This is a genomic window from Sphingopyxis macrogoltabida, from assembly GCF_001307295.1.
GTDB lineage: Bacteria > Pseudomonadota > Alphaproteobacteria > Sphingomonadales > Sphingomonadaceae > Sphingopyxis > Sphingopyxis macrogoltabida_B.
This window is the reverse complement of the sequence record NZ_CP012701.1, coordinates 47,239-69,480: the sequence shown is the minus strand read 5'-3', so window position 1 is coordinate 69,480 and position 22,242 is coordinate 47,239. Positions and strand designations below refer to the sequence as shown.

Genomic DNA, 22,242 nt, shown 5'->3' with positions numbered 1-22,242 from the left:
AAAATGCGTTCTCGCAGAGTTGAGTTGTCAACTCCGTGGGCAGACCTGCCCCAATCCCTAAGGTGCATGTTTTCGATGCGTGCCGCGACGATGATAAGCATGAGGCTTAGCGTTCTCTGATGGAATTGACCGCCATCCTTACCCTGCCCCGTCTGCACGAAATTGCGGCTCCGCTCTATATCATGTTTCTGCTGGGCGAGTTCTTGTTGGTACGTCGGGGCGTGCTCAAGGGGCACTTCCTGCGCGAGGACACCCAGGCGAGTTTGATCATAGGGACGGGCAGTATCGTGTCTAATATGCTGCTCGTGCTGCTCGGGGGGTCGTTGGTGTGGACCGCCTATGAGAACCGAATTTCCACAATCGGGTTTGAGTGGTGGGCTTTCTTGCTTTGCTTTGTGCTCGACGACCTCAGATTCTATGTGAGCCATCGCCTTGCGCACCGGTCGCGCTGGTTCTGGGCGGCTCATGTCGTGCACCACTCGAGCGAATATTACAATTTTTCGACTGCATTGCGGCAATCATGGACGGGCGCGATCACCGGGCTCGTTCTGTTGGCGGCGCCGATCGCCTATCTTGGGTTTCATCCCGCGTTGATCGGGTTCTGCGCGTCGTTGAACCTTTTCTATCAGTTCTTTCTGCACACGGAGTCGGTGGGCCGCCTGCATCCGTGGATCGAAGCGGTGTTCAACACACCGTCGCATCATCGCGTGCATCATGCGAACAATCCGCGTTATCTCGATGCGAACTACGCAGGAACGCTGATCATTTGGGACAAGATGTTCGAGTCATTCGTGCCGGAGCTCGATCACGACAAACCGGTGTTCGGACTCGTCGAGAACATCAAGACGTACAATCCGTTCGTGGCGGCGCTTGGCGAATATTGGGGTATCGCCAGGGATGTCGCCGGGCCTAAGCGGTCGCTATTCGATCGGCTGCGGTGCGTGTTTGCGCCGCCGGGGTGGTGTCATGACGGCAGCCGTAAGGACTCGCACATGATAAAGGAGAATTATCTGCAAACGTATCCGGCGGAAACGGGTACGCCCGGGCTGCCCGCTAGCGGCTGAAATCCGGCAGAAACTTTGCCCGAGCCGATCTAGCGTTTGGGCGGGATCTATGTGCAACCATCCTAACTCATCGGTTTGCGATTATGGCCGCGACAGCGTTCTACAAACTCGAACGCGCCGACCAAGAAAGCCATCTACTCTAGGGCTTCGCCTTCGTCATCGGCGGCGCGCCAGAGGTCCAAATTCTGGCGCGCGCGCGAGCCTGCCCATACTGTCAATTGGCTAACCGATTCGATCATTGTTTGGCTGAAGCCGCAGCATAGGCTCTGGGACCTAAAGGGCGCAGGTTGCCGATGGCCAACAGCTCGGCACCTGCGGAAGTTCTGGCGAAGAAGATTGGGCCCGCCATGGAAGTGGACTATTTGACTAGCCTGCCGCGACGCATCCACCTCATTGTGGATGAGGGGGCAAAAGCAGGGGCATCCCGGCCGGCCCTTACCGACGAGCGGGGCATTATTTGGTCCTACCGGGGACTGATCGATACGATCGAGGCCGTCGCAGGTGACTTGGAGCGCCTAGGCATCCGTCCAGGTGATCGGGTCATGGTGGTGGGCGAGAACTCAATCGGCGCCATCGTCCTGATGTATGCGGCGAGCCGGCTTGATGCATGGTCAGTGATGACGAGCGCCCGGCTCGGCTCGCACGAACTGGACGCTATTGAGAGTGATTGCAAGCCCAGACGCGTATTCTACACGCATGGAATATCGGCGGAAGCAGATGCTGAGGCCTGCCGGCGCGGCGCGGAATCCGAAATGTTCTCCGGGATTGGAGCGATCAAGGTCGGTAAGTTGGAGGCGAGCGCCGTTCCCGAGGAAGTTCATGCGGATCCCGCCCGTCAGGTTGCAGTTCTCATTTACACTACAGGCACTACCGGTCGTCCGAAGGGAGTGATGCTCAGTCACCGCAATCTCGCTTATGTGGCCGGCCGGGGCAAAGTAACTAAAACGCTTTTTCCCGAAGACGTCACGCTCTGCGTTATGCCGATCTCTCATTCATACGGGTTGGCGTTGCTGCAAACGATGTTGTTTGTCGGCGCGCACCTTCGGATCATGCCGAAGTTCTCCGTCTCGGAAGCAATCGACGCCATCGTGGATGGTTCGTTGACCTCCTTCAATGCTGTACCTGCAATGTTGTCGCGGATCATCGCTTACGTCGATCAGAATAATATCAAGCTGACGCCCAATAACCTTCGTTATGTCTATACCGGAACGGCTCCGCTCGATCTGTCACTGCGACAGAGCGTCGAGCGAGTATTCGGCGTGGTGCTTCATAACGGTTACGGGCTGACCGAGACGTCTCCGACCATCAGTCGGACGCTGTATGCCGTGGGAAGCAATGAAATCAACATCGGACCGCCAATCGCAGGGATTGAAATCAAGATCGTTGGACTTGATGGGCGCGAAGTGCCCGATGGCGAAGCGGGCGAATTGCTCGTTCGCGGGCCCAACGTGATGTTGGGGTACTATGGTCAACCGGACAAGACCGCGGAAGCGATTGATGGCGATGGATTTTTGAAAACCGGAGACATCGTCAGCCGGTCGCCGGGCGGCGAACTGGTGGTCCAGGGGCGGTCGAAGGAGTTAATAATCAGGTCCGGCTTCAACGTCTATCCGCCTGAAATCGAGGCTGTCCTCAATTCTCATCCGTCGGTTCTCAATTCGGCGGTAGTCGGGCGATCTATCGAGGGCAACGAAGAAATCATCGCCTTCGTTGAGCCGACGCCTGGAAGCACCATCGAAGTGGCCGAACTGCTGGCGCTCGTTGAGCAGCAACTAGCGCCATACAAGAAACCGCAGCAGATCATTGTCTTGCCGCAACTTCCGGTGGCTCCGAACGGAAAGATCAGAAAGCACGACCTAAAAAAGCGCGCCGGGGAGTCGCTGTCGGCGGCTGCCTCCGTCTAATGAACTATGAACCGGGACGGATCGAAATGGTGACACTGTTCGCCGAAATCACAAGCCGAACGCCGACTTTGACAACAGGGGACGGAGGATGAAGGGCTCAAAATTCGATTATGTCGTTGTCGGAGCAGGATCGGCGGGCTGCGTGCTCGCTGCTCGCTTGAGCGAAGATCCCAACTTTAAGGTGTTGCTGCTCGAAGCCGGACCTCCCTCTTCTTCAATCTTCGTTCGCATGCCAGCAGGCATTCGCGTGCTCTATACGAGTCCAAGGCATAACTGGATGTATTGGACCGAACCGCAAACCGAACTCAACAACCGCATGATCTATATTCCGCGCGGCAAGGTGGTGGGAGGATCGTCCGCCATCAACTCCATGATTGCGATCCGGGGAAATCCTCAGGATTACGATTCTTGGGAAGCGCAAGGCTGTCAAGGATGGGGATATGAAAACCTCCGTCCCTACTTTAGAAGAATCGAGAACGCCACTCAGGTCACATCCGAGCCCGATCAGGACCGAGGTTATTCGGGTCCGATCCAACTTTCTTATGGCGTTTTGCAGCATCCAATCTCGAAGGCACTTGTTGAGAGCGCCAAGTCGGCAGGCCTCCCCGAGAATAACGGCTTCAATGGTCGGTCTCAGATGGGCGCGGGCTTCTACGAGCTTACGATTTCAGACGGCAAGCGTTCGGGGGCCTACAAATTTCTCGACCAGGGAAAAGGACGAAGCAATCTGACGATCATGGCCAACACCCTTGTTCGGCGCCTCGCGATCGAGGGCACGCGCGTTCGTGGTGTTGTCATTGAGAAGAACGGGCGTGAGGTCACCATTTCGGCCGAACGAGAAGTTTTGCTGACGTCCGGGGCCATTGGCTCACCGCAGCTACTGATGCTCTCAGGAATTGGGCCCGCCGGTCACCTACGTTCGCTCGGCATCAAGCCAGTGCTCGATTCCGCCGGTGTTGGAAGCAACCTACAAGATCATTTGGACTGCCCTATCCGATTGGAGGCGTCGCAGCCGAACACACTGACGCCATACCTTGGATTGATCAGAGGTGGCTTGGCTGGCGCACAATATATGCTCCTAGGCTCGGGGGTTGGTACCTCGCAGGGCGTCGAAGCCGGAGCCTTCTGGGGACCCGACGAAACCTCATCTTGGCCTGAGTGGCAGGCTCATCTCATCGTCGCGCTCAGAAACCCACCCGGCGAGCGCATCCCGCACGGCTTTGCCATTCGTGTATGTCAGCTTCGCCCGAAGAGTCGTGGAACGCTGCGCCTGCGATCGGCCGATCCTTTTGAAGCGCCAGTGATCGACCCCCGCTTTCTATCTGATGAAAGTGATTTCGTCAGCATGCAAGAAGGCGTTCGGCAGATGTGCGAGATCATCGATCAGCCGGCCCTTCGACAACATGTTAAGCGGACACTCGATGCCGATGCGTTTACCAGCACGGAATCCCGCAAAAAATGGATACGGGCCCACGCAGAAACGATTTACCACCCGGTCGGAACATGTCGCATGGGGGAAGACAGCGGCTCCGTTGTCGACAGCCAACTGCGCGTGCGGGGCATCGATGGTCTAAGGGTCATTGACGGTTCGGTTATGCCGACCTTGATCAGCGGAAACACCAATCTACCCATCATGGCCATGGCGGAGAAAGCTGCAGAGTTGATCGCAGGGAAATGAGGCAATGTTCAACCGACATTTCCCAGATAGGCGGCCCTTGTGGTCTCTTGCGGAGCCCCGACAATGATCACGCTCACCGTCAACGGAGCGGCCCTCACGCTCGATGCGCAACCGGAGGGTGCCTGGGCGCCGTTTGAACGCTCGGGCCTGCGCCGCGCTTTCTTCCGCCGAGGGTCGTAGAGATGAGTACTTACCGACTGGTCGCGTTCAACACCGCGACCGACAACGACAACAAGATCCACGACGATGCGACCGCGCGGCGCTTCGGTTTCAGCGGCGGCCTTGTGCCAGGCGTCGAGGTCTTCGCTTATATGAGCCATGTGCCGGCCGCACTTTGGGGCTACGACTTCCTGCGCCGCGGCTTCATGAGCGCGCGCTTCCTGAAGCCTGTCTATGACGGCGACGAGGCGATCGCGGAAGGTTCGCCGCAAGGGCGGGGGCTCGTGCTGACGCTCTCAAGCCGCGATATTCTATGTGCGCAGGGTGGGGCGCATCTCGTTGATCCGCCCAATGTCACGCTCGACGACATCCCCTTTCGCACACCCTTTGCGGCGGCCGCCCGCCCGGACGCCTCGCCGGAAAGCCTCGCTGAAGGTACGGTGCTCGGGACCTGTGACACTGCCTTCGATGAACGCTACGGCGCTGCCTATCTGAGCGACACGCGCGAGACGCTGGCCGTTTACGAAGGCGGTGCGGTCACGTCGCCGGGCTGGCTACTGCATCACGCGAATTTCGTGCTGGCCAAGCACGTCAAGCTCGGCCCCTGGATCCATGTCGGCAGCGACGTTCACTTTCATGGCGTCTTGCGCGGCCCGGGCACGCTGCAGACCCGCGCGCGTGTGACGCGCCATTTCGAGACCAACGGTCACCTCTTCACTGTACTGGACGTGCGCGTCGCGCATGATGGACGCGTGCTGATGTCCGGTGCGCACACGGCGATCTACCGCCCGCGCCAGGTGCGCGCAGTCGTTGAGACAACTCTGAGACGGGGGCCTGACTGATGCTGCAGGCGGCCACCGGGCAGTGGATCACAGAAGGTCGAAAAGCCGCTATCGTCGCCTCGTGCGAGCTCGCATGCTCGGTATTGAGTAAAGCAGTGCCGCCCTTCAGCTTTGCTCGGCTCCGCCTGCGGCCAACACTGGCCAAGGGCATGACTAAACTCCAACAATCAATGCGGACCAATCAACTTGGGCCGGTCATAGAGCTCCCCGCGTGAAGGAACCCAGACGATGACTAACGACGATCTCAGCATGACTATCAACGGTCAGGCGGTCAATTCGCAAAGCTCTATCGAGGTGATCAATCCCGCCACTGGGACGGTCATTGGCTCAGTTCCGGATGCCGGTGCGGCAGAACTTGAAGCGGCTATCACCGCTGCCCGCGGCGCCTTTCCGGCGTGGCGCAACACTCCCTGGGCTGAACGCGCGGCGATCGTCAATCGAATCGGCGAGACCATCGCGGCCAATGCCGCAGAGCTGGCGGCGATGCTCACTCGTGAACAAGGCAAGCCTCGCGAGCAAGCTCAATTCGAAGTCATGGCTGCTGTGCAGTGGTGCGAGGCTACGGCGACATTGACCCTGCCGGACCGCGAGATGGAGGCTGGCCCTGGGCGCAAGCAGATCACCCGATATGTGCCGATCGGGGTGGTAGCGGGCATTTCTACGTGGAACTTTCCGGTCGTGCTTTCGATTTGGAAGATTGCTCCGGCGCTGCTGACGGGCAACACGCTTGTGCTCAAACCCTCGCCATTCACGCCAATGACGGTGCTTCGGATTGGTGAACTGGTTCGCGACCTTGTGCCCGCCGGCGTGCTTAACATCATCACGGGCGGTGATGCCCTTGGGCCAATGATGACCGCTCACCCCGGCGTGGACAAAGTCAGCTTTACGGGTTCGACTGCCACCGGGCGGCGTGTGATGCAGAGCGCCTCGCCCACACTCAAGCGCTTAACGCTCGAACTAGGTGGGAATGACGCGGCGATCGTGCTGCCCGACGTCGATATTGCAGAGACTGCTCAAAGGCTGCTCTGGTCGGCCTTCGCGAATAGCGGTCAGGTCTGCGTCGCCACGAAGCGTGCCTATGTGCACGAAACCATATACGACCAGTTCCGCGACGCCCTGGCCGAACTTGTCAAGGCGATGCCAATGGGTGACGGCAGCCAGCAGGGTATCGCCCTCGGTCCGATCCAGAACCGGCCACAATTTGATCGTGTGAACGGTCTGTTGGAGGATTGCAAAGCCAATGGTCACCGCCTGATCCAGGGTGCTGCTCCCGACGGAAAGGGGCTGTTCGTGCCCGCAACGCTGGTCGACAATCCGCCAGAAGATAGTCGCATTGTTCAAGAAGAGCAGTTTGGTCCCGTCCTGCCGCTTTTGAAGTATACGACGGTCGAGGAAGCGATTGAACGAGCCAATGCGTCTGAAATGGGCTTGGCAGGCACAGTCTGGTCGAAGAACATGGACGCGGCGCTGCACGTGGCCGAAAGAATGGAGACCGGCAACGTATGGATCAACGAAGGATTGGCGTTGTCACCTTTTGCGGCCTTCGGTGGGCGCAAGCAATCAGGCATCGGGGTTGAGAATGGGATCGATGGGCTGATGGCCTATACTGAACCCAAGACTTTCGTGATTGCTGAGTAGCATTCGCTGGCGGATGCTCGCCCACATGGCTTTTTCAGATCGATGCGAAGCTTCGTGCGTCAGGATCGGTGGTGCTCCCCAACTGGTCTAGATCGACCCGTTCCTTGGCACAATCAGTGTGGCGTCTTTTGGCTGGACCACAGTGCGGGAACAAGCGCACGCAGGGTGGCGCTGCCCATCGCGCCAAGCCCGATAACGATCACATCATAGGATGTCGCCATCATATCAGAAGGCGGCCAGTGTACCGGCGTCTTGTGTCTCGGCCGCTCGCAAAATGTGGTCGCAGGCGATCAGATCCTCTGCAACCATGCCGAGCGACTTGAACAGCGTGATATCGTCGGCGCTCTCGCGGCCCGAGCAAGTGCCTGCGATGACCGCGCCGACGCTACCGAGAATATGTTCAGGCGTGATCGCGCCAGCCTCCAACGCGCGGCGCAGATCGCCTCCCAGCGCCAGCGCGCTGTCCCGGAAATCGACGAAGACGCGGGAACGCACCAGCGTCTCGTGGTCAATCTCTGAGGTGGTTGGGATGCTCGATCCTACCACGTTGACGTGTTGGCCGGGTCGCAGCCAGCGCCCTTCAAAATAGGGCTCTTTCGCCGCTGTGGTGAGGCACAGGATGTCGGCGCTGGCAGCGTCCTCGGGCGTGGCGACGGCCCGTGCGCCTTCGCCAAGGCTCGCTGCGAAAGCTTGTGCCCGCGCCAAGTCGCGGCCCCAGACGAGCACCTCCCTGATCGAACGCACCGCGCGGATCGCGGCGACATGGGTTTGGGCCTGTTCGCCGTACCCGAACACTCCGAGGCTCGATGCGTCGGCATTGGCGAGCGCATCCGTGGCCGCCGCCGAGGCGCCGGCGGTGCGGATCGCCGTCACCTCGCGCCCGTCGATCATCGCCAGGAGGCGGCCATTGTCGGGATCGAACAGCAGGATCGGTCCCTGATGCGAGCCCAGCTCCGTGCCGAAATTGCCCGGAAAAACAGAGATGACCTTGATGCCAAGCCAGTCGGGATCGCTAACCACCCCCGGCATCATCGACAAGAGCCCTTTGCCATTTGGTATCAATATCGCCTGACGGATTGGCTGAAGCGCGCGCCCTTCCGCTTCGGCGAGGAAGGCGCGGCGCATCAGCGGGATAGCGGCGTTGCTAGACCGGGTAGCCGCCACTGACGCAATGATGCAAACGGGCGGCATCAGTGCCTGGATCGCCGACGACGAGCCACTGCCTGAACGCGTCGGTCCTTATCGAATCACTGGTTTGCTTGGACGCGGCGGCATGGGATTGGTAGCGCGTGGCGAACGCGACGATGGCGTATTCGAACAAGCAGTGGCCATCAAACTGATGCGCGGTAGTCTGACGTCGGTCGGCGCGCTGGAGCGCTTTCTGATTGAACGACGTATTCTCGGGCGGCTGGTCGATCCGGGCATAGCTCGGATCTTGGATGGCGGCAGTCTAAACGGAACACCTTGGCTGGCGATGGACTTGATTGAGGGCAGGTCTATCACCGAATATGCTAACGCCGCTGCGCTGAACCTCGATGCGCGGCTGGCGCTATTTCAACAGGCTTGCGCCGCAGTGGTCTTTGCGCACCGCAACCTCGTCATTCACGCTGACATTAAACCTTCAAACATCATGGTCGATGCCGACGGCAAGGTGAAGCTGCTCGACTTTGGCATTGCGCGGCTGATCGACAGCAGCGACAATAGCGAAGATCCGGGATCAGGCGCGCTCACCCGCCAATATGCTGCGCCTGAACGCATATCCGGGGTACCAGCCAGTGTTGCCAGCGATGTATATGGCCTTGGCATGGTGCTGCGGGAACTGGTCGGGCCGGTCGTAGAAGACGATCTTGGCGCTATCATCGCCCACGCAACGGCTGCTAACCCGCTGGAACGCTATCCAGATGTTCCGTCTTTGCTGGCTGACTTGGATGCGCGAGCGGGGCATCGACCCATTAGCGCCAGACCGACCCCATGGCACCAACGCACCGTGAAGTTCTTCAAGCGTCAGCGGATTGCAGCAGCAGTCGGCGCCTTGCTAATCGCAGCGGCGGCGATCAGCACTGTCCAATATGTCCGCGCCGAACGTGCGCGCGATGCCGCAGAGTCGCGCTTCTACGAAGTACGCGACCTCGCCCGGTTCATGCTGTTCCCGCATTATGATCGGCTGGCCGATGCGCCCGGCACAACAGCAGCGCGGGCCGAGTTAGCCGAGACAGCGGGGCGATATCTGGACCGATTGGCGCAAATGCGTGACGCGCCCGAGGATTTGCGGCTTGATACAGCTCGCGGCTTTCGTCGCCTTGCTACCGTGATGGGGGCTGCCGGCGAATCCAATCTGGGCCGTACCGAGGAAGCCAAGGCGCTGCTTGACCGCGCCGACGCGACGTTGGCGACAATCAGCGGGGAAGGAGCAGCGATCGCTGAGGAGCGCGGTTGGGTTAATGTGGTGCGCTGGAACACACTTGCTGACGATACCGAGTCGCAGCGGGTCAGCAATGCCGCCGAACAACATTTCGGTGCCGCATTGGCGACGGACCCAACACGCATGGGCGCGCGGCTAGGGCTGCTTCAGGTCGAAAAGAACCGTGGCTATATGACGTTGTGGAACGCCGACCGCCCTGCTGATGCGGCTAAGATGCTCGAAGCGACGCTGGGGCGGCTGCGCGCGCGCGCTTGGACCGGTGAATGGACCCGCCCGGCGCGTGCTCTGGAATATGTGCTCCTCGCTCAAATCGGCGATTCCTACTATTATGCGGAAGATGTCCCGGCATCGCTGACTTGGTTCCGGCGGGCCGAAGCGCTGGTCGATGCCGAACTTGCGCGCAACCCCACCCAAGTCTGGTGGGACCGTTATGGCGACGCGCAATACAACCTGAGCGGAAGCCTAATGGAGATTCCTGCCGAACGCGGAGCGGCGTTGGCGGCAGCGAGGCGAGGCCGCGAAGCGATGGATGCGCATTTCGTAAAAACGGGACAGTCGTTTCGCTAATTCGCGGACAGCGGTTTCGCTAATTCCGGGACAGCGTGAGGTGGCCCTTCGATTGCCTGGTTAATATCAGTTTTAGCTGATCTCGCTGTTTTGGTTTTCAGTCAAGTTCTGGGGCGATTTTTGTCGGCGCATGCTGTCGCCTTCGAGCGTGATGCGGTGGGCGTTGTGGATAATCCGGTCGAGAATGGCATCAGCGATAGTTGGTTCGCCGATCATGTCGTGCCAGGCGGCCACCGGGAGTTGTGCGGTAATCAGGGTGGATTTCCGCCGATAACGCTCCTCGAAGATTTCGAGCAAGTCGAGGCGCTGCTGATCGGTCAGGCCATGGGTGCCCCAGTCGTCCAGAATGAGCAGATCGACCCTGGCTAGCTTGTCGACGAGCCGCGGGAAGCGGCCATCCAGGCGGGCGAGCGCCAGATCCTCGAACAGGCGCGGCATGCGCAGGTAGAGGACCGAGTGATCGAGCCGGGCCGCCTGCTGCCCAAAGGCGCACCCCAACCAGGTTTTTCCGGTGCCGGTCTGACCGGTGATGATCACATTTTCATGCGCCTTGAGCCACGCCCCTTGGGCAAGCGAGAAAATATTGCGTCGGTCGAGCCCGCGATGGGCGGCAAAGTCAATATTTTCGATACAGGCATCAGCAAAGCGCAACCGTGCGATTTTCAGCCGATTGACGAGGCGCTTGTCGGCGCGCACCGCGATTTCGCGATCGAGCATCAACCCGAGCCATTCCTCGCGAGTAAGATCGCCCGCATGGTCCTGCGCGGTCATGTCCCGCCAGGCGGCCACCATTCCAGTCAGGCCAAGCGCCTGCATCTGATCAAGGGTGGGGTGGTTCAACATGGATTTTCCTTTCTTCATTGATAATAGGTGCCGCCACGGATGTTGCCGTGCGCCGGCGTGGGCCGCATTGGCTCGGCCGCCGGCGCTGCCCGATCGAGGCCCGATTTGAGGATGGCGCTCACCGACGAGTAGGAGACGGCGTTGATGAGGAGCGCCCGCTCGCAGGCGGCTTCCACCCGGCCCCCCTCATAGCGCCGCGCGAGCGCGATGACGCCCATGGCCGAACGATAGCCCTGCTCGGGATGGGGCCGGTTACGCATCAGCCGTTCGACCAGGATCGCGGCATTGCCGCCGATCCGGGCGGCTTTTGTGATCAGGCTGGCGGGTGTCATGTTGGCGTAACGCTGATGCGCCTTGGGCATATGCTCATTGACCGTCACATGGCCGCGGCGCTGCGAGCTTCGGACATGGCTGGCCACCCGATTATGATCGTGGAAAATCTCTACTACCCGATGGGTAAGCCGGACATCGATCCGCCGACCGATCAGCCGGTGCGGCACCGAGTAGAAGGTCTTGTCGACCTCGACATGATAATCTGGATGGACCTTGGCCCTTTTCCACTCGGCATATTCGAACGGCTGGGCCGGCAGCTGCGAGAGCGCCGGGCGTTCGATCTCCTCGAACAGTTCCCGGCGGGATTTGCCGACATGTCGCATGGGTCGGTTGTTGATATCCTCCAACAGCACGGAAATGGCACCATTGAGCTCGGGCAGGCTGAAGAAACGCCGATTACGCAGCCGCGCTAAAATCCAGCGTTCGACGATCAGTACCGCGCCTTCAACCTTGCCCTTGTCGCGCGGTCGGCGACTGCGGGTGGGAAGAACCGTCGTGTCATAATACTCCGCCATCGCGGCGAAGGTCTCATTGAGCGTCGGCTCGAACCACAAGGCCTTCGCCACTCCGGCTTTCAGATTGTCGCAGACAATCGCTTTGGGTGCCCCGCCAAAATAGGCGAGCGCCCGGCATTGCCCTTCAATCCAGTCGGGCAGCTTCTGGCTCAGACTTGCCGTCGCAAAAGTCAGCGACGATGCTCCCAATACCGCCACAAAGATCTGTGCCTGGTGGATCTCACCGGTCGACGGATCAATCAATGGCACAGTATGGCCGGCATAATCGGTCTGCATCACCGCGCCTGCTTCATGCCGGTTGCGGAAGCTGGCCTGAATGCGCTTCTGGAAGGTCCCGAACCGCTCGCAAAACCAGGTATAGCCGTAGCCATGGGGATGCGCGGTCCGATATTCCTGCCACAGCAGCGTCAACGTCACGCCCTTGCGCTTGATCTCCCGCGCAATCAGCGGCCAGTCCGGTTCGCTCAAATCCTGCGGCGGACGACCAACGCGCCTAAAAAGCAACCGCTCAAGCGCCGCGTCATCGTCATAGCCCGGCGGCAACGGCCAAGCCGTCAGGCCCGCTTCGCGCGCCCGCAGAACATAGGTCGACACCGTCGTCTTGCTCAGCTTCAGCCGTTCCGACACGGCTCGCACTGACAGTCCCTGACCGTAGGTCAGGCGCAGGATTGATCGCATATCTTTCACGTTCGTTCGTCTCGCTTGCTTCCGTCTTGGCATCACCACTCCCATCCCATCGATGAAAGGGCACAATGCCAGTCCGGCGCTCCCGAAAAACAAACCTCATTCCCGCCCCGGTCACTGTCCGGGAATTAGCGGAATCACTGTCCCGTATTTACTGAAATCACTGTCCGCGATTTACCGAAATCACTGTCCGGGAATTACCGAAACACGCAAGCGGCTTGCCGCGGCGCTTCGCCCAGGCAAGGAACTGGCCCGTGGCGATGACCTCGTCCAATGCGAACGGGATCATGATCAGCATGGCGAGCGCCGCGATCAGCGCCAGCGTGCTCCACGTGCCGATGACGATCGGCTGACTGATGATGAAATAGATGCTGATTACGCCGAGCGGGATGACGAGGATGCCGAAGAAGGTCACCATCCACGGCATCGTCCGCCAGCGGTCGCGGGTGCCCATGACCGCCATCAGGATCTCGAGCACGTAGCTAATCGTGCCGAGACCACCGTCGGGGATCGGCCACGCCTTCGACATGTCGGAAGTGATGATTTCCTCGGTCCCGTTGCGCGGATCGGCCAGCGATCCGGCGAAGAACGGCTCCCAGGCGGTGTCGATGTGGCCCAGCTGGTAGGCCGTGAGGATGCGCGAGGTGAGAAGGCCGATAAGGCCCATGGCGACGATCGGCAGCCTCTGCGCGTCGGTGGACGGCGAATAGGTCCAGCCGGGCGGGATGTTCTTGGGGTCCATCATGCCTGCCATGCTCATGCCCGGCATCATTGGCACGAGCACCGACAGGGCGATCACGGCCGAGCCGATGAGCAGATTGTTGTTGTACTGCGCGGCGCTCGGGCTCCAGAAGATCAGCGGCGCGAAGAACAGCCAGATGCCGACGAACGCGACAGCCCACTGCGCCCATGTCTTGGTGCGCGGGGCGAGCGACAGCGCGCCGAACAGCGCGATGGCGAGCCCGCTGACGACATCGCTGATAGCCAGTGCGCTGGCCCGCCATTCGATCGAAGGCAGCCCGCGATCGACGGTTACGAAACGCGCGGCTTCGCCGACGCTCTGCGTGGTCATGGAATCATAGATGAGCGGGCTGGAGGCGAGCCACAGACCGAGACCGATGTTGGCGTAAAGCGCCCAGCGTGCGCGGCGCTCATCGCGGTCCATCAAGGCCATGTGATCGCCGTGCCCGCCGTGGTCCGACATGGCCGCGACCGCGGCGCCGGACCCGTGCCCCATCGCCGCGTGGTCCATTTTGCTGTGATCCATCCCGCCGTGATCTATGCCGCCCGTTCCGGCGGCCGCTGCGGGCTGGTGGTGGCCAGACCCCGCAAGCTCGGCCTCTGGCTCTTCATCCCACGCGACCAGGTTCTCGTTGAGCTTGTTGTTCCGGTACCAGGCCCGCGGATGCCGCTTGAGCGCAGCGACGATCGCCGGGAGCGTGTCGCGAAGGCTGTGCTTCGGTTCCCACCCGAGCAGCGACCGTGCGCGCGAGATGTCGAGGATATAGTGGTCGTTGCTGCTGTCGATCATCCAGGGCTGGATAAAGTCGTCGCTGCCGAGCGCTTCGTTCTGCAGGATGATCCCGGCCTTCGCGAGCGGCTGCGGGATGCGGATCGTCTTCCAGCCCTCGCCGTGGAGCGCCTCCCCGACGATGTCCTGGATCTCGGCATAGCCGGGCGGGTCGGGTTCGCCGACGAGCAGCGGCAGTTCTGACGGCAATTCGTGCCGCCGATCGACGAGGCGCACCACGGCGTCGGCCAAGTCCTCGCGGTGCACCGATGACTGCGCCGCGCACAGCATGCCTGGATAGAAATGTGAGATCAGCCGGTGCTCGTAAATCTGCGATATCTGCTGCGCGAGAAACGCGGAGCGTCCGTCATCGTCGTAAACTCCCGCGCCGCGGAGGAAGACGACAGGGATCTGCCCCCGCCGAGCATGCAGCAGTGCTTCGGCGTCGACCTTCGACTGCGGGTACGCCCAGCTCGCGCCAATCGGCGAGTCTTCGCTGATGCGCTCCTCCGGAGTCGGGGTCGGCTTATGGACCAGCATCGTGCTGGCGAAGACAAATTGCTCGACCTCGAACGGCTGCAGCCCGTCGATCAGGCGCCGCGTGCCCTGCACCGTGACCTTGTCGTAAAGCGGGTTGGGATCGCCCGTGATGTCATAATAGGCGGCGAGGTGGATCACCGAGGCGATGCGGTTGCCGTACCGCGCGCGCACCTCGTCGAGCGCGGCACGGACGGCATCGTCCGAACCGAGATCGATGTCCACCTCAACCGCTGGCGGCGGCGGATCTGGTGGACCGGCACGATCGAGGCCGACAACCGTGTAGCGCTCCCCTAGCCTGGCGATGAGCGCGGCGGCTATGAAACCGCTCGCACCGGTGATGAGCACGACTTCGCGGGCGTCCTTGCCGCTCTCAGGCTCGCTGCGGTCAATGTCGGTCATGGTTCTCGCCACCTCGCTCGTCGGTGCTGGGAAACGCGGATGGGGCCGCTGCACTTATGATCGCGAGGCGGGCGCGTGCGGATCAACGCACAATCCTTTTACGCGCCCGCGCCGCAAAGCCCTCGCGCAAAATCGGACTTTATTGCGTGACCGAGAAACCGGCCTTCTCGATGGCCTGCTTGAGCTGCTGTACATCGGCTGTCGAATTCACCGACACTCTCTTGCTTGGCAGGTCGACGTTGACGATGGCATCGGCATCGACGCGGTGAAGCGCGTTCGTCACACCCCGAACGCAGCCGCCGCAAGTCATTCCCTCGACTTTGAAATCGATCATCTTCGTTCTCCCATAAGGTGAATGAAGCTGATGTGGGGCTTGACACTGTGTCAGGGTCAAGAGGTAAATTTAGGTGTTGACCCTGACACGATGTGAAGGACGATAAGGAAGTCGACTCAGTAAAGGAGACGACTATGAACGCCCCGGCGCGGTTGCCAGTGAAGACCTATGCAGAGAGCGACGACGGGCTATCCCTGGCCATCGAAGGCATGACCTGCGCCACGTGCGTGGGGCGGGTCGAGCGCGCCATCGCCGGGGCGCCAGGCGTTGCCCGCGTCTCGGTCAATCTCGCAACCGAGCGGGCAAATGTCGAGTTCGCCGACGGACGATACGATGTCGGTGCCGTGGCCGATGCGGTTCTATCGGCGGGCTACACGCCGGTGACGCAAACGACCGAGCTGACGATCACCGGCATGACCTGCGGGTCGTGCGTCGGCCGCGTTGAGAAGGCACTGCTGAAAGTGCCCGGAGTCCGCTCCGCGAGCGTCAACCTGGCGACCGAGACGGCCAGGATCGAAGCGGTGGGGAACGTCCCTGCTTATGTCCTGGTCGATGCTGTCGAAAGCGCCGGCTACACTGCATCTGCGCGCACCGGCTCGGCGGAGGCGGAGCGGGACGCCGAGGACGCCCGCCGCGACACGGCGGCGACACGGGAGCTCCGCCATGTGCTGATCGCCGCGGCGCTGTCGCTGCCGCTGGTCGTGCCGATGCTGCTGGCGCCGTTCGGCATTGAGGTTGCCGTGCCGGGCTGGGTCCAGCTGTTGCTGGCGACGCCGGTGCAGTTCTGGCTGGGCGCGCGCTTCTACCGCGCGGGTTGGAAGGCGGTACGTGCCCGCACCGGCAACATGGACCTTCTGGTCGCGATCGGCACATCGGCCGCCTACGGGCTCAGCCTCTACCAGCTGCTGTTCGCGCCGATGCACGCCATGGCCGCGCACTATTATTTCGAGGCTTCGGCCGTTGTTATCACGCTTATCCTGCTCGGTAAGTGGCTTGAAGGTCGCGCCAAGCGCCAGACCGGCGAGGCGATCCGCGCGCTGATGGCGCTGCGGCCCGACCAGGCACGCGTCGTCGGCGTCGACGGCACGGAACGAGAGGTTGCGCTGGCGGAGGTACGCACAGGTGACCGCGTGCGCGTCCGGCCCGGCGAGCGCATTCCCGTTGATGGGCGGCTGATCGAGGGAGCGACCCATGTCGACGAGTCGATGCTCACGGGAGAGAGCCTTCCGGTCATTAAGGGTCCGGGTGACAAGGTGACCGGCGGGTCCATCAACGCCGACGGGCTCATCCTGGTCGAGACGACCGCGGTGGGTGCCGAGACCACCCTCGCCCGAATCGTGCGTCTGGTCGAAAGCGCGCAAGGTGCCAAAGCCCCGATCCAGCGGCTCGTCGACCGGGTTAGCGCCGTGTTCGTTCCGATCGTCCTTTTCATCGCGGCGCTTACCTTTGCCAGCTGGCTGAGCGCTGGTGCCGGAGTGGCGGTCGCGATCCTGAACGCCGTCGCGGTGCTCGTCATCGCCTGCCCGTGCGCGCTCGGCTTGGCCACGCCGACCGCCATCATGGCCGGCACGGGGGTCGCGGCGCGTGCCGGCGTGCTCATCAAGGACGCGGAGGCGCTCGAGACCGCCCACCGCATCAACGTCGTCGCGTTCGACAAGACCGGCACGCTGACCGAAGGCAAGCCCTCGCTGCTGGCGGGGCTGCCCGCCGATGGAGTTGAGCGTACCGAGCTCATCGCGCTCGCCGCGGCGCTTCAGGCCGGCAGCGAGCATCCGCTCGCGCGGGCCGTCATGGCTTGGGCTACGTGCGAAGGCATCGAACCCGCCAGCGCTGAAGGCATGCGCGGTCTGCCGGGCCGAGGTGTCGCTGCGGCGGTGAATGGACGCGAGTTGCTCCTCGGCAGCACGCGCTTGATGGAGGACGAGGGCATTGCTCTGACGGCGCTGTCCGTCGAAGCGGCCCGGCTGGAAGCGGAGGGACGAACGGTCTCCTGGGTCGCCGAACGCGCACCCGAGCGCCGCCTCCTCGGCCTCCTGGCGTTCGGCGACGAGGTCAAGGCCTCGGCCCTGGCTGCGGTAACGGCGCTGCATTACCGCGGCATACGCAGCGTGATGCTGACCGGAGACAATGCGGGAAGTGCCCGCGCAGCGGCCGCCAAGCTCGCCATTGACGACTTCATTGCCAACGTCCTGCCGGAAGGAAAGTCGGATGCGGTGGCGGCCTTGAAGGGAGAGGGCCGCACGGTCGCCATGGTCGGCGACGGGGTCAACGACGCCCCTGCCCTTGCGGCGGCGGACGTGGGCATCGCCATGTCGACGGGAACGGACGTCGCCATGCACGCGGCAGGCATCACCCTGATGCGGGGCGACCCGCGCCTGGTCGCCGATGCGATCGACATCTCGAAGCGGACCTATGCCAAAATCCGCCAGGGGCTGTTCTGGGCGTTCATCTACAATCTGATCGGCATCCCGTTGGCAGCCTTGGGTTATCTGAGCCCGGTGATCGCCGGTGCGGCCATGGCGCTGTCGAGCGTCAGCGTCGTCGCCAATGCTCTGACGCTCCGCCGTTGGCGTCCCACGGCGACCTGAGGAGAGGACAAGTGAACATAGGACAGGCCGCGAAGGCTTCGGGGGTCAGCCAGCGGATGATCCGCCATTATGAGGCGATCGGCCTCATCCCGAAGGCCGTCCGGCGCGATTCCGGGGTTCTCGTGACCAAGGTGCAAAGAGTGCCGCTAAGTAAGATATTGATATTATTGGGTGAATAACAGCTTTGATTCGGTATCACATTGAATTTGCGCGATTTTCAGACATTTGATCCTCGTACCTGCTCCAACCCGAGGGCTCTATACAGCGTGGCATGATGGCATTTGAGCAGTTTGGCCGCCTCTCGCACTGATGTGCCTTCGCTGACCAACCGACTTCCCAGACCAATTTGATCAGCTGTCAGTTTTGGAGGTCTACCAAAACGAACCCCGCGTGCCTTTGCCGCCGCACGCCCAGAGCTGGTGCGCTGGTGGATGAGCGCGCGCTCGAATTCTGCAATCCCGGCAAACACTGTCAGCACCATGCGGCCAGCGGGGGAAGTGGTGTCGGCCCACGGCTCCGCCAATGATCTCAGGCCAGTTCCCCGTTCATTCAATCGCTCTGCGATTTCGAGTAGGTCACGGGTCGAGCGCGCAAGACGATCAAGCCTGGTGACAACAACCACGTCTTCGGCACGAATGTTATCGAGCAGACGAGCCAATTCTGGCCGATCCCGGCGTGCACCAGAGATCTTCTCTTCATAGATTCGTGTGCAGTCGACGCCTAGGAGCGCTACCCGCTGAAGCGAGAGATCCTGATCGTCCGTCGAGACGCGTGCATAGCCTATCAACATGTCGCACATATGTATCGAAACGTGCAACTTTAGCAACAGACTTTTGCGACACAGTCAAATGCAGAAAACTCGGCATCGGACTTATTGTCGCAAAACTTAGGAGTTACGCAACACGACAGCCTGGTTCACCGGTGAGCAATCTTACCCACCGGGTCGGACAAGCGGCCCCACAATCCCCTAACCCACTATGTCGTAAATCTCTTCGCAAGGCGCATCGACAAGCCTTGCCGACATTTCGGCCTTCAGAACCTCTAAGCGCTCGTCTTCATCTTTTGTCCTGTTGGCCTTATGCTCCAGAGTGACGAATTCCTCACGAACAAGACCTTCCCTGATCTGAAGGGCCACGCTCCGTCCACGATAAGAAAAAACGAAATAGTACCGCGCCAGAACACTGCCTCGTTCAGTGCGTTCCAAGCCGGAATCCACATGGTAACGATTACCTGACGTCGCGCGAGTAACAAGCTCGAAGGCATCGCGACCGCCGAGACCGCGAAACGCCGTATGGATTTCAATCTCGCGGCGCTCAGGTGGACGCCCATCGTGGCCCTGTCGGCTCGAAGCTGGGATTTTGGCCAAGTTGAAGAACGAACCTAGAACGCCAGTTATCGGCAGGGCAATCTGCATGCGACCATGGGGTCGCTTGGTCTTGTGTCCGCAAGAGGATCGGTCAACGGACACGCTTTCCGCTCCATCTCGAAAAGCCGAAAACCCTTGCTGCGCCTGATAAGGGGTTCTAGGGATTTTCCGTCCAAAAACGACAAAGTGCTCTGGAGGCCTCTCTGGCCGTGGCCTCCAGAGGGGTATTACTTTTCCCTGACAGGTAAATATCCCTCGATTGAGCGCATAAGCTCCTCCAGTTCTGGCAATTTTTCGCTCAATTCGAAATGGTAAGTCCCCTTGAGGTTAATGTTGTGCCAAGCCACAGGGGAGGCCTGTTTGACGATTCCTATTCTATGGGCGTCTCCATGGTATTCGAAGCTGGTCAGCAGCTGACTGAGTATCCTGGAGTTGAAATAGATGATGGCATTGGTGACTAGACGAGCGCACTCATTCCATAGCTGGATTTCTTCGTCTGAACTGCCCCGGAACTGATCCCCATTTACGCTGCTCACTGCCCTACGCAGTTGGTGATAGGCCTCTCCACGATTCAGCGCGCGCTGAACATAGTTTCTTAAACTGGCATCATCGATGTAGCACAGTAGATAATTCGCTTTCACCAGGCGGTTGTATTCAGTCAGGGCTTCCAGCAACGGGTGATTGTGCTTGTATCCCGAGAGCTTTCTCACCAAGGTGGCTTGTGTTGTTTTCCGTTGTTTAAGCGATACTGCGATCCGTTGGATGGTATCCCAGTGCTGCGCAATTCGATGCGTGTTAATGGGCTTTTTCAAGCGTAGCTGTATTCTATGGTCTTTGTCTTCCTTGACATCAAACATGTCATTGATCACTTTACCGACCTGGGCATAGCGCGGGGCAAACTGGTATCCGAACAGATCGAGCAACGCGAAATTCACATGGTTCACACCATGGGTGTCGGTTGAGAGCACATCCGGAATAATGTCTGACGTATTGCTCATCAACAAATCAAAGATGTAGTGAGATTCATGCTCGTTGGCACCAATTACCCTGGCATTAATGGCCGTATGATTGGCGATTAGGCTCATAGCAGAAACGCCTTTTTGTGTACCGAAGTATTTCGACGAGTAACGGGTTTTGAACGTCTCGCGCCGGGCTCCGAACTTTTGGCCGTCGGCACTTGCGTGTAAAACATCCTCCTGGATGTTGTAGTGCCTGAAGATGGGCAGCTTGGCGGTCGCGTTATTGATGTTGTCGTTGGCATCATTCAAGGTTTCCAAACGTAGGTAGTTTGCCTGGATGGTGCTGAGCTGATCATAGGTACGATCAGAGATCTGTGCCATACCGTAAATGCCTTGATTGGTTGCATTGCCGACCAGAATTGCCAACAGATCATATTCATGGGAACGGCTTCTGGATTGGGAACCCAGCACATGCGCGAAGCAGTCTATGAAGCCGGTGTCACGATCCACCATGCGCAGTACATCCGCGACACCCGTTGTAGGGATTTGCTGGAAGAAGGGATTGTTGACCAGATGATGTTTGCTGGCCGAAGGTAAGCGCCAGAAGTGTTTACCCTGCGGATTGCGCAAGATGATATTCCGGTTGTCTTCCTGTTCAAGATATTCACCGACCTCGAATAAACGGGTATCCAATTCAGTGGCCATCTGCTTTATCAGTTTCTCAGGCTCTTTGGCCAAATCGGTTAGCTGGCTCTGTTGCAGCAGCGTATATTTATGTTTTCGCCAATGCTCCCCGTCGATCAGATCAGCATCAAGCGCCCGGTATTTAATGATTTCAGGCAGTGTTAGTTGGCCATTCAGGCGATCAGGAATCTGCTGATAGAGGAACCACTCATAACGATCTAACAGGATGTTACCGTCACGATCCAGCAGGTATTCGTGTACTTTTTTCGGTAGAAACCGGGTATCGGCGGTTTGCAATTGGGCCAGGGTGTCGATTTCGCCTTGTGCTTTCGCCAAGGCAGTCGCTAAGTGCTGAGTGCCATCGCTGCCTTCAAAGCGCAGACATCGAAATAACTCTCGCAGTAAACCTTTACGCAGGCTTTCTTTCTCGTCGTAGTATTGCCACATGGCTTCATCGACTGATCGCCGCTGCTCGTTCAAGAAGAGACATACCGATTCCAGATCCTTTTTGGCCAGGAGGTTCAGTGCTTTTTGTCTTACTGTTGCAAACGGTAGTTGCAGATCAATTTCGTCATCAATGAATAGATGGAGCACTTCGGCCGCCTTGCTGACATTTTTGGCCGCTTTTTGCCAATCCTGATACACCGCTTCTTTTGCGTACTCCTTTGCCTTCTGTTTGGTCTGCCTGACATGATGCACAAAACCATCGGCAATACGTTCGAGTGCTTGTTGCCATCGCGTTTGCAAATAGCACAACAAATACAGCCGTTGGTTGCTTATGGTTTGCCGTTTCAGTTTGGCGCCGTAGTAGTCGACTTTCTCCGCCAGGTGTTGTTGATTTTTCTGCGACAGTGAAAGCAGGCTCAAGAGCAGGTCCACTTCTGACATCCAATGCTGGATGTTGCGATAGACAACCAGCTCTTTCTCAAGTTCGGTTCCAGTGAAGTTACGAGCCGATTGTCGCAACTGCCGGAACGGTAGTGCACCTTCGCCGTTTACGAGATCCGCCAGTGCATGCTTAAGATCTTGTGACATTGCACGCTCAAGGCGGTTGGCCATGTCTTCCTGTTCATCTCCCACCACTTGACTGATGATCTTTTGCAGCGTGCTGGTTAGCGTCCGCGCTCGTGGTGTAATTTCCGGTGTAGGCGATGGTGTATTCCGGGGTGGGGCATGCCCCACCCCGGAATGCGGCGTCGCTGGTGGCCACCGG

Annotated in this window: 14 protein-coding genes and 2 pseudogenes; 8 read left to right on the top strand and 8 right to left on the bottom strand. The window is 59.8% G+C overall.

Annotated features, from left to right (window positions below):
• The first annotated feature begins 119 nt into the window (after positions 1-119).
• From AN936_RS22520 to AN936_RS22500, 5 genes are all read left to right on the top strand, one after another.
• Positions 120-1,064, top strand: coding sequence for a sterol desaturase family protein (locus AN936_RS22520; RefSeq protein ID WP_149037824.1), 945 nt, complete (start codon positions 120-122; stop codon positions 1,062-1,064).
• 293 nt (positions 1,065-1,357) lie between these two features.
• Positions 1,358-2,968, top strand: a complete 1,611-nt coding sequence (locus AN936_RS22515) for a class I adenylate-forming enzyme family protein (protein WP_234715871.1) — start codon at positions 1,358-1,360, stop codon at positions 2,966-2,968.
• Between the two features lie 88 nt (positions 2,969-3,056).
• Positions 3,057-4,646, top strand: coding sequence for a GMC family oxidoreductase (locus tag AN936_RS22510; RefSeq protein WP_054590537.1), 1,590 nt, complete (start codon positions 3,057-3,059; stop codon positions 4,644-4,646).
• Between the two features lie 182 nt (positions 4,647-4,828).
• The gene (locus AN936_RS22505) at positions 4,829-5,647 is read left to right on the top strand and encodes a MaoC family dehydratase (RefSeq protein WP_054590536.1); all 819 of its coding nucleotides are present in this window, start codon (positions 4,829-4,831) and stop codon (positions 5,645-5,647) included.
• A 228-nt stretch (positions 5,648-5,875) separates the two neighbouring features.
• Positions 5,876-7,285: an aldehyde dehydrogenase family protein gene (locus AN936_RS22500; protein WP_054590535.1), complete on the top strand. Its 1,410-nt coding sequence runs from the start codon at positions 5,876-5,878 to the stop codon at positions 7,283-7,285.
• A 225-nt stretch (positions 7,286-7,510) separates the two neighbouring features.
• Here AN936_RS22500 and AN936_RS22495 read toward each other — a convergent pair whose 3' ends face one another.
• A complete protein-coding gene (locus tag AN936_RS22495) occupies positions 7,511-8,476 on the bottom strand; it encodes an ornithine cyclodeaminase family protein (protein WP_084758687.1) in 966 nt (321 codons plus the stop codon).
• On the opposite strand from AN936_RS22495, the gene AN936_RS22490 reads away from it, so the two are divergent.
• Positions 8,460-10,274: a serine/threonine-protein kinase gene (locus AN936_RS22490; RefSeq protein WP_054590533.1), complete on the top strand. Its 1,815-nt coding sequence runs from the start codon at positions 8,460-8,462 to the stop codon at positions 10,272-10,274. The two genes, AN936_RS22495 and AN936_RS22490, sit on opposite strands and share 17 nt — an antisense overlap.
• A 72-nt stretch (positions 10,275-10,346) precedes the next feature.
• Here the strand turns inward: AN936_RS22490 and istB are convergent, their stop codons facing one another.
• The 4 genes from istB to AN936_RS22470 form a co-directional block, all read right to left on the bottom strand.
• Positions 10,347-11,117 (bottom strand): IS21-like element helper ATPase IstB, encoded by a 771-nt coding sequence (gene istB, locus AN936_RS22485; RefSeq protein ID WP_054590532.1) that lies wholly within the window; start codon positions 11,115-11,117, stop codon positions 10,347-10,349.
• Positions 11,118-11,131: 14 nt separating this feature from the next.
• Positions 11,132-12,685: an IS21 family transposase gene (gene istA / locus AN936_RS22480; protein WP_054590639.1), complete on the bottom strand. Its 1,554-nt coding sequence runs from the start codon at positions 12,683-12,685 to the stop codon at positions 11,132-11,134.
• 124 nt (positions 12,686-12,809) lie between these two features.
• Positions 12,810-15,098: a vitamin K epoxide reductase family protein gene (locus AN936_RS22475; protein WP_234715870.1), complete on the bottom strand. Its 2,289-nt coding sequence runs from the start codon at positions 15,096-15,098 to the stop codon at positions 12,810-12,812.
• Positions 15,099-15,237: 139 nt separating this feature from the next.
• Positions 15,238-15,432, bottom strand: coding sequence for a heavy-metal-associated domain-containing protein (locus tag AN936_RS22470; protein ID WP_054590531.1), 195 nt, complete (start codon positions 15,430-15,432; stop codon positions 15,238-15,240).
• A gap of 134 nt (positions 15,433-15,566) precedes the next feature.
• Here AN936_RS22470 and AN936_RS22465 point away from each other — a divergent pair, with 134 nt between their 5' ends.
• The gene (locus AN936_RS22465) at positions 15,567-18,020 is read left to right on the top strand and encodes a heavy metal translocating P-type ATPase (protein ID WP_054590530.1); all 2,454 of its coding nucleotides are present in this window, start codon (positions 15,567-15,569) and stop codon (positions 18,018-18,020) included.
• A gap of 11 nt (positions 18,021-18,031) precedes the next feature.
• Positions 18,032-18,136: pseudogene (locus AN936_RS24450) on the top strand (MerR family DNA-binding transcriptional regulator); the annotation flags it as partial.
• A 101-nt stretch (positions 18,137-18,237) separates the two neighbouring features.
• Here AN936_RS24450 and AN936_RS24445 read toward each other — a convergent pair.
• The 3 genes and pseudogenes from AN936_RS24445 to AN936_RS22455 form a co-directional block, all read right to left on the bottom strand.
• Positions 18,238-18,810: a recombinase family protein gene (locus AN936_RS24445; RefSeq protein ID WP_084758704.1), complete on the bottom strand. Its 573-nt coding sequence runs from the start codon at positions 18,808-18,810 to the stop codon at positions 18,238-18,240.
• 177 nt (positions 18,811-18,987) lie between these two features.
• Positions 18,988-19,434, bottom strand: a complete 447-nt coding sequence (locus AN936_RS22460) for a hypothetical protein (RefSeq protein ID WP_234715869.1) — start codon at positions 19,432-19,434, stop codon at positions 18,988-18,990.
• A gap of 179 nt (positions 19,435-19,613) precedes the next feature.
• A pseudogene (locus AN936_RS22455) lies at positions 19,614-22,139 on the bottom strand (Tn3 family transposase); the annotation flags it as partial.
• Positions 22,140-22,242 lie beyond the last annotated feature (103 nt).

Excerpts from the sequence above, each read along its gene's own strand:
- AN936_RS22510 (WP_054590537.1), top strand. The coding sequence starts at position 3,057 with ATGAAGGGCTCAAAATTCGATTATGTCGTTGTCGGAGCAGGATCGGCG.
- AN936_RS22520 (WP_149037824.1), top strand. The coding sequence starts at position 120 with ATGGAATTGACCGCCATCCTTACCCTGCCCCGTCTGCACGAAATTGCG.
- istA (WP_054590639.1), bottom strand. The coding sequence starts at position 12,685 with ATGCCAAGACGGAAGCAAGCGAGACGAACGAACGTGAAAGATATGCGA.
- AN936_RS22475 (WP_234715870.1), bottom strand. The coding sequence starts at position 15,098 with ATGACCGACATTGACCGCAGCGAGCCTGAGAGCGGCAAGGACGCCCGC.
- AN936_RS22460 (WP_234715869.1), bottom strand. The coding sequence starts at position 19,434 with ATGCAGATTGCCCTGCCGATAACTGGCGTTCTAGGTTCGTTCTTCAAC.
- AN936_RS22500 (WP_054590535.1), top strand. The coding sequence starts at position 5,876 with ATGACTAACGACGATCTCAGCATGACTATCAACGGTCAGGCGGTCAAT.
- AN936_RS22470 (WP_054590531.1), bottom strand. The coding sequence starts at position 15,432 with ATGATCGATTTCAAAGTCGAGGGAATGACTTGCGGCGGCTGCGTTCGG.
- AN936_RS22495 (WP_084758687.1), bottom strand. The coding sequence starts at position 8,476 with ATGCCGCCCGTTTGCATCATTGCGTCAGTGGCGGCTACCCGGTCTAGC.
- AN936_RS24445 (WP_084758704.1), bottom strand. The coding sequence starts at position 18,810 with ATGTTGATAGGCTATGCACGCGTCTCGACGGACGATCAGGATCTCTCG.
- AN936_RS22505 (WP_054590536.1), top strand. The coding sequence starts at position 4,829 with ATGAGTACTTACCGACTGGTCGCGTTCAACACCGCGACCGACAACGAC.
- AN936_RS22490 (WP_054590533.1), top strand. The coding sequence starts at position 8,460 with ATGCAAACGGGCGGCATCAGTGCCTGGATCGCCGACGACGAGCCACTG.
- AN936_RS22465 (WP_054590530.1), top strand. The coding sequence starts at position 15,567 with ATGAACGCCCCGGCGCGGTTGCCAGTGAAGACCTATGCAGAGAGCGAC.
- istB (WP_054590532.1), bottom strand. The coding sequence starts at position 11,117 with ATGTTGAACCACCCCACCCTTGATCAGATGCAGGCGCTTGGCCTGACT.
- AN936_RS22515 (WP_234715871.1), top strand. The coding sequence starts at position 1,358 with ATGGCCAACAGCTCGGCACCTGCGGAAGTTCTGGCGAAGAAGATTGGG.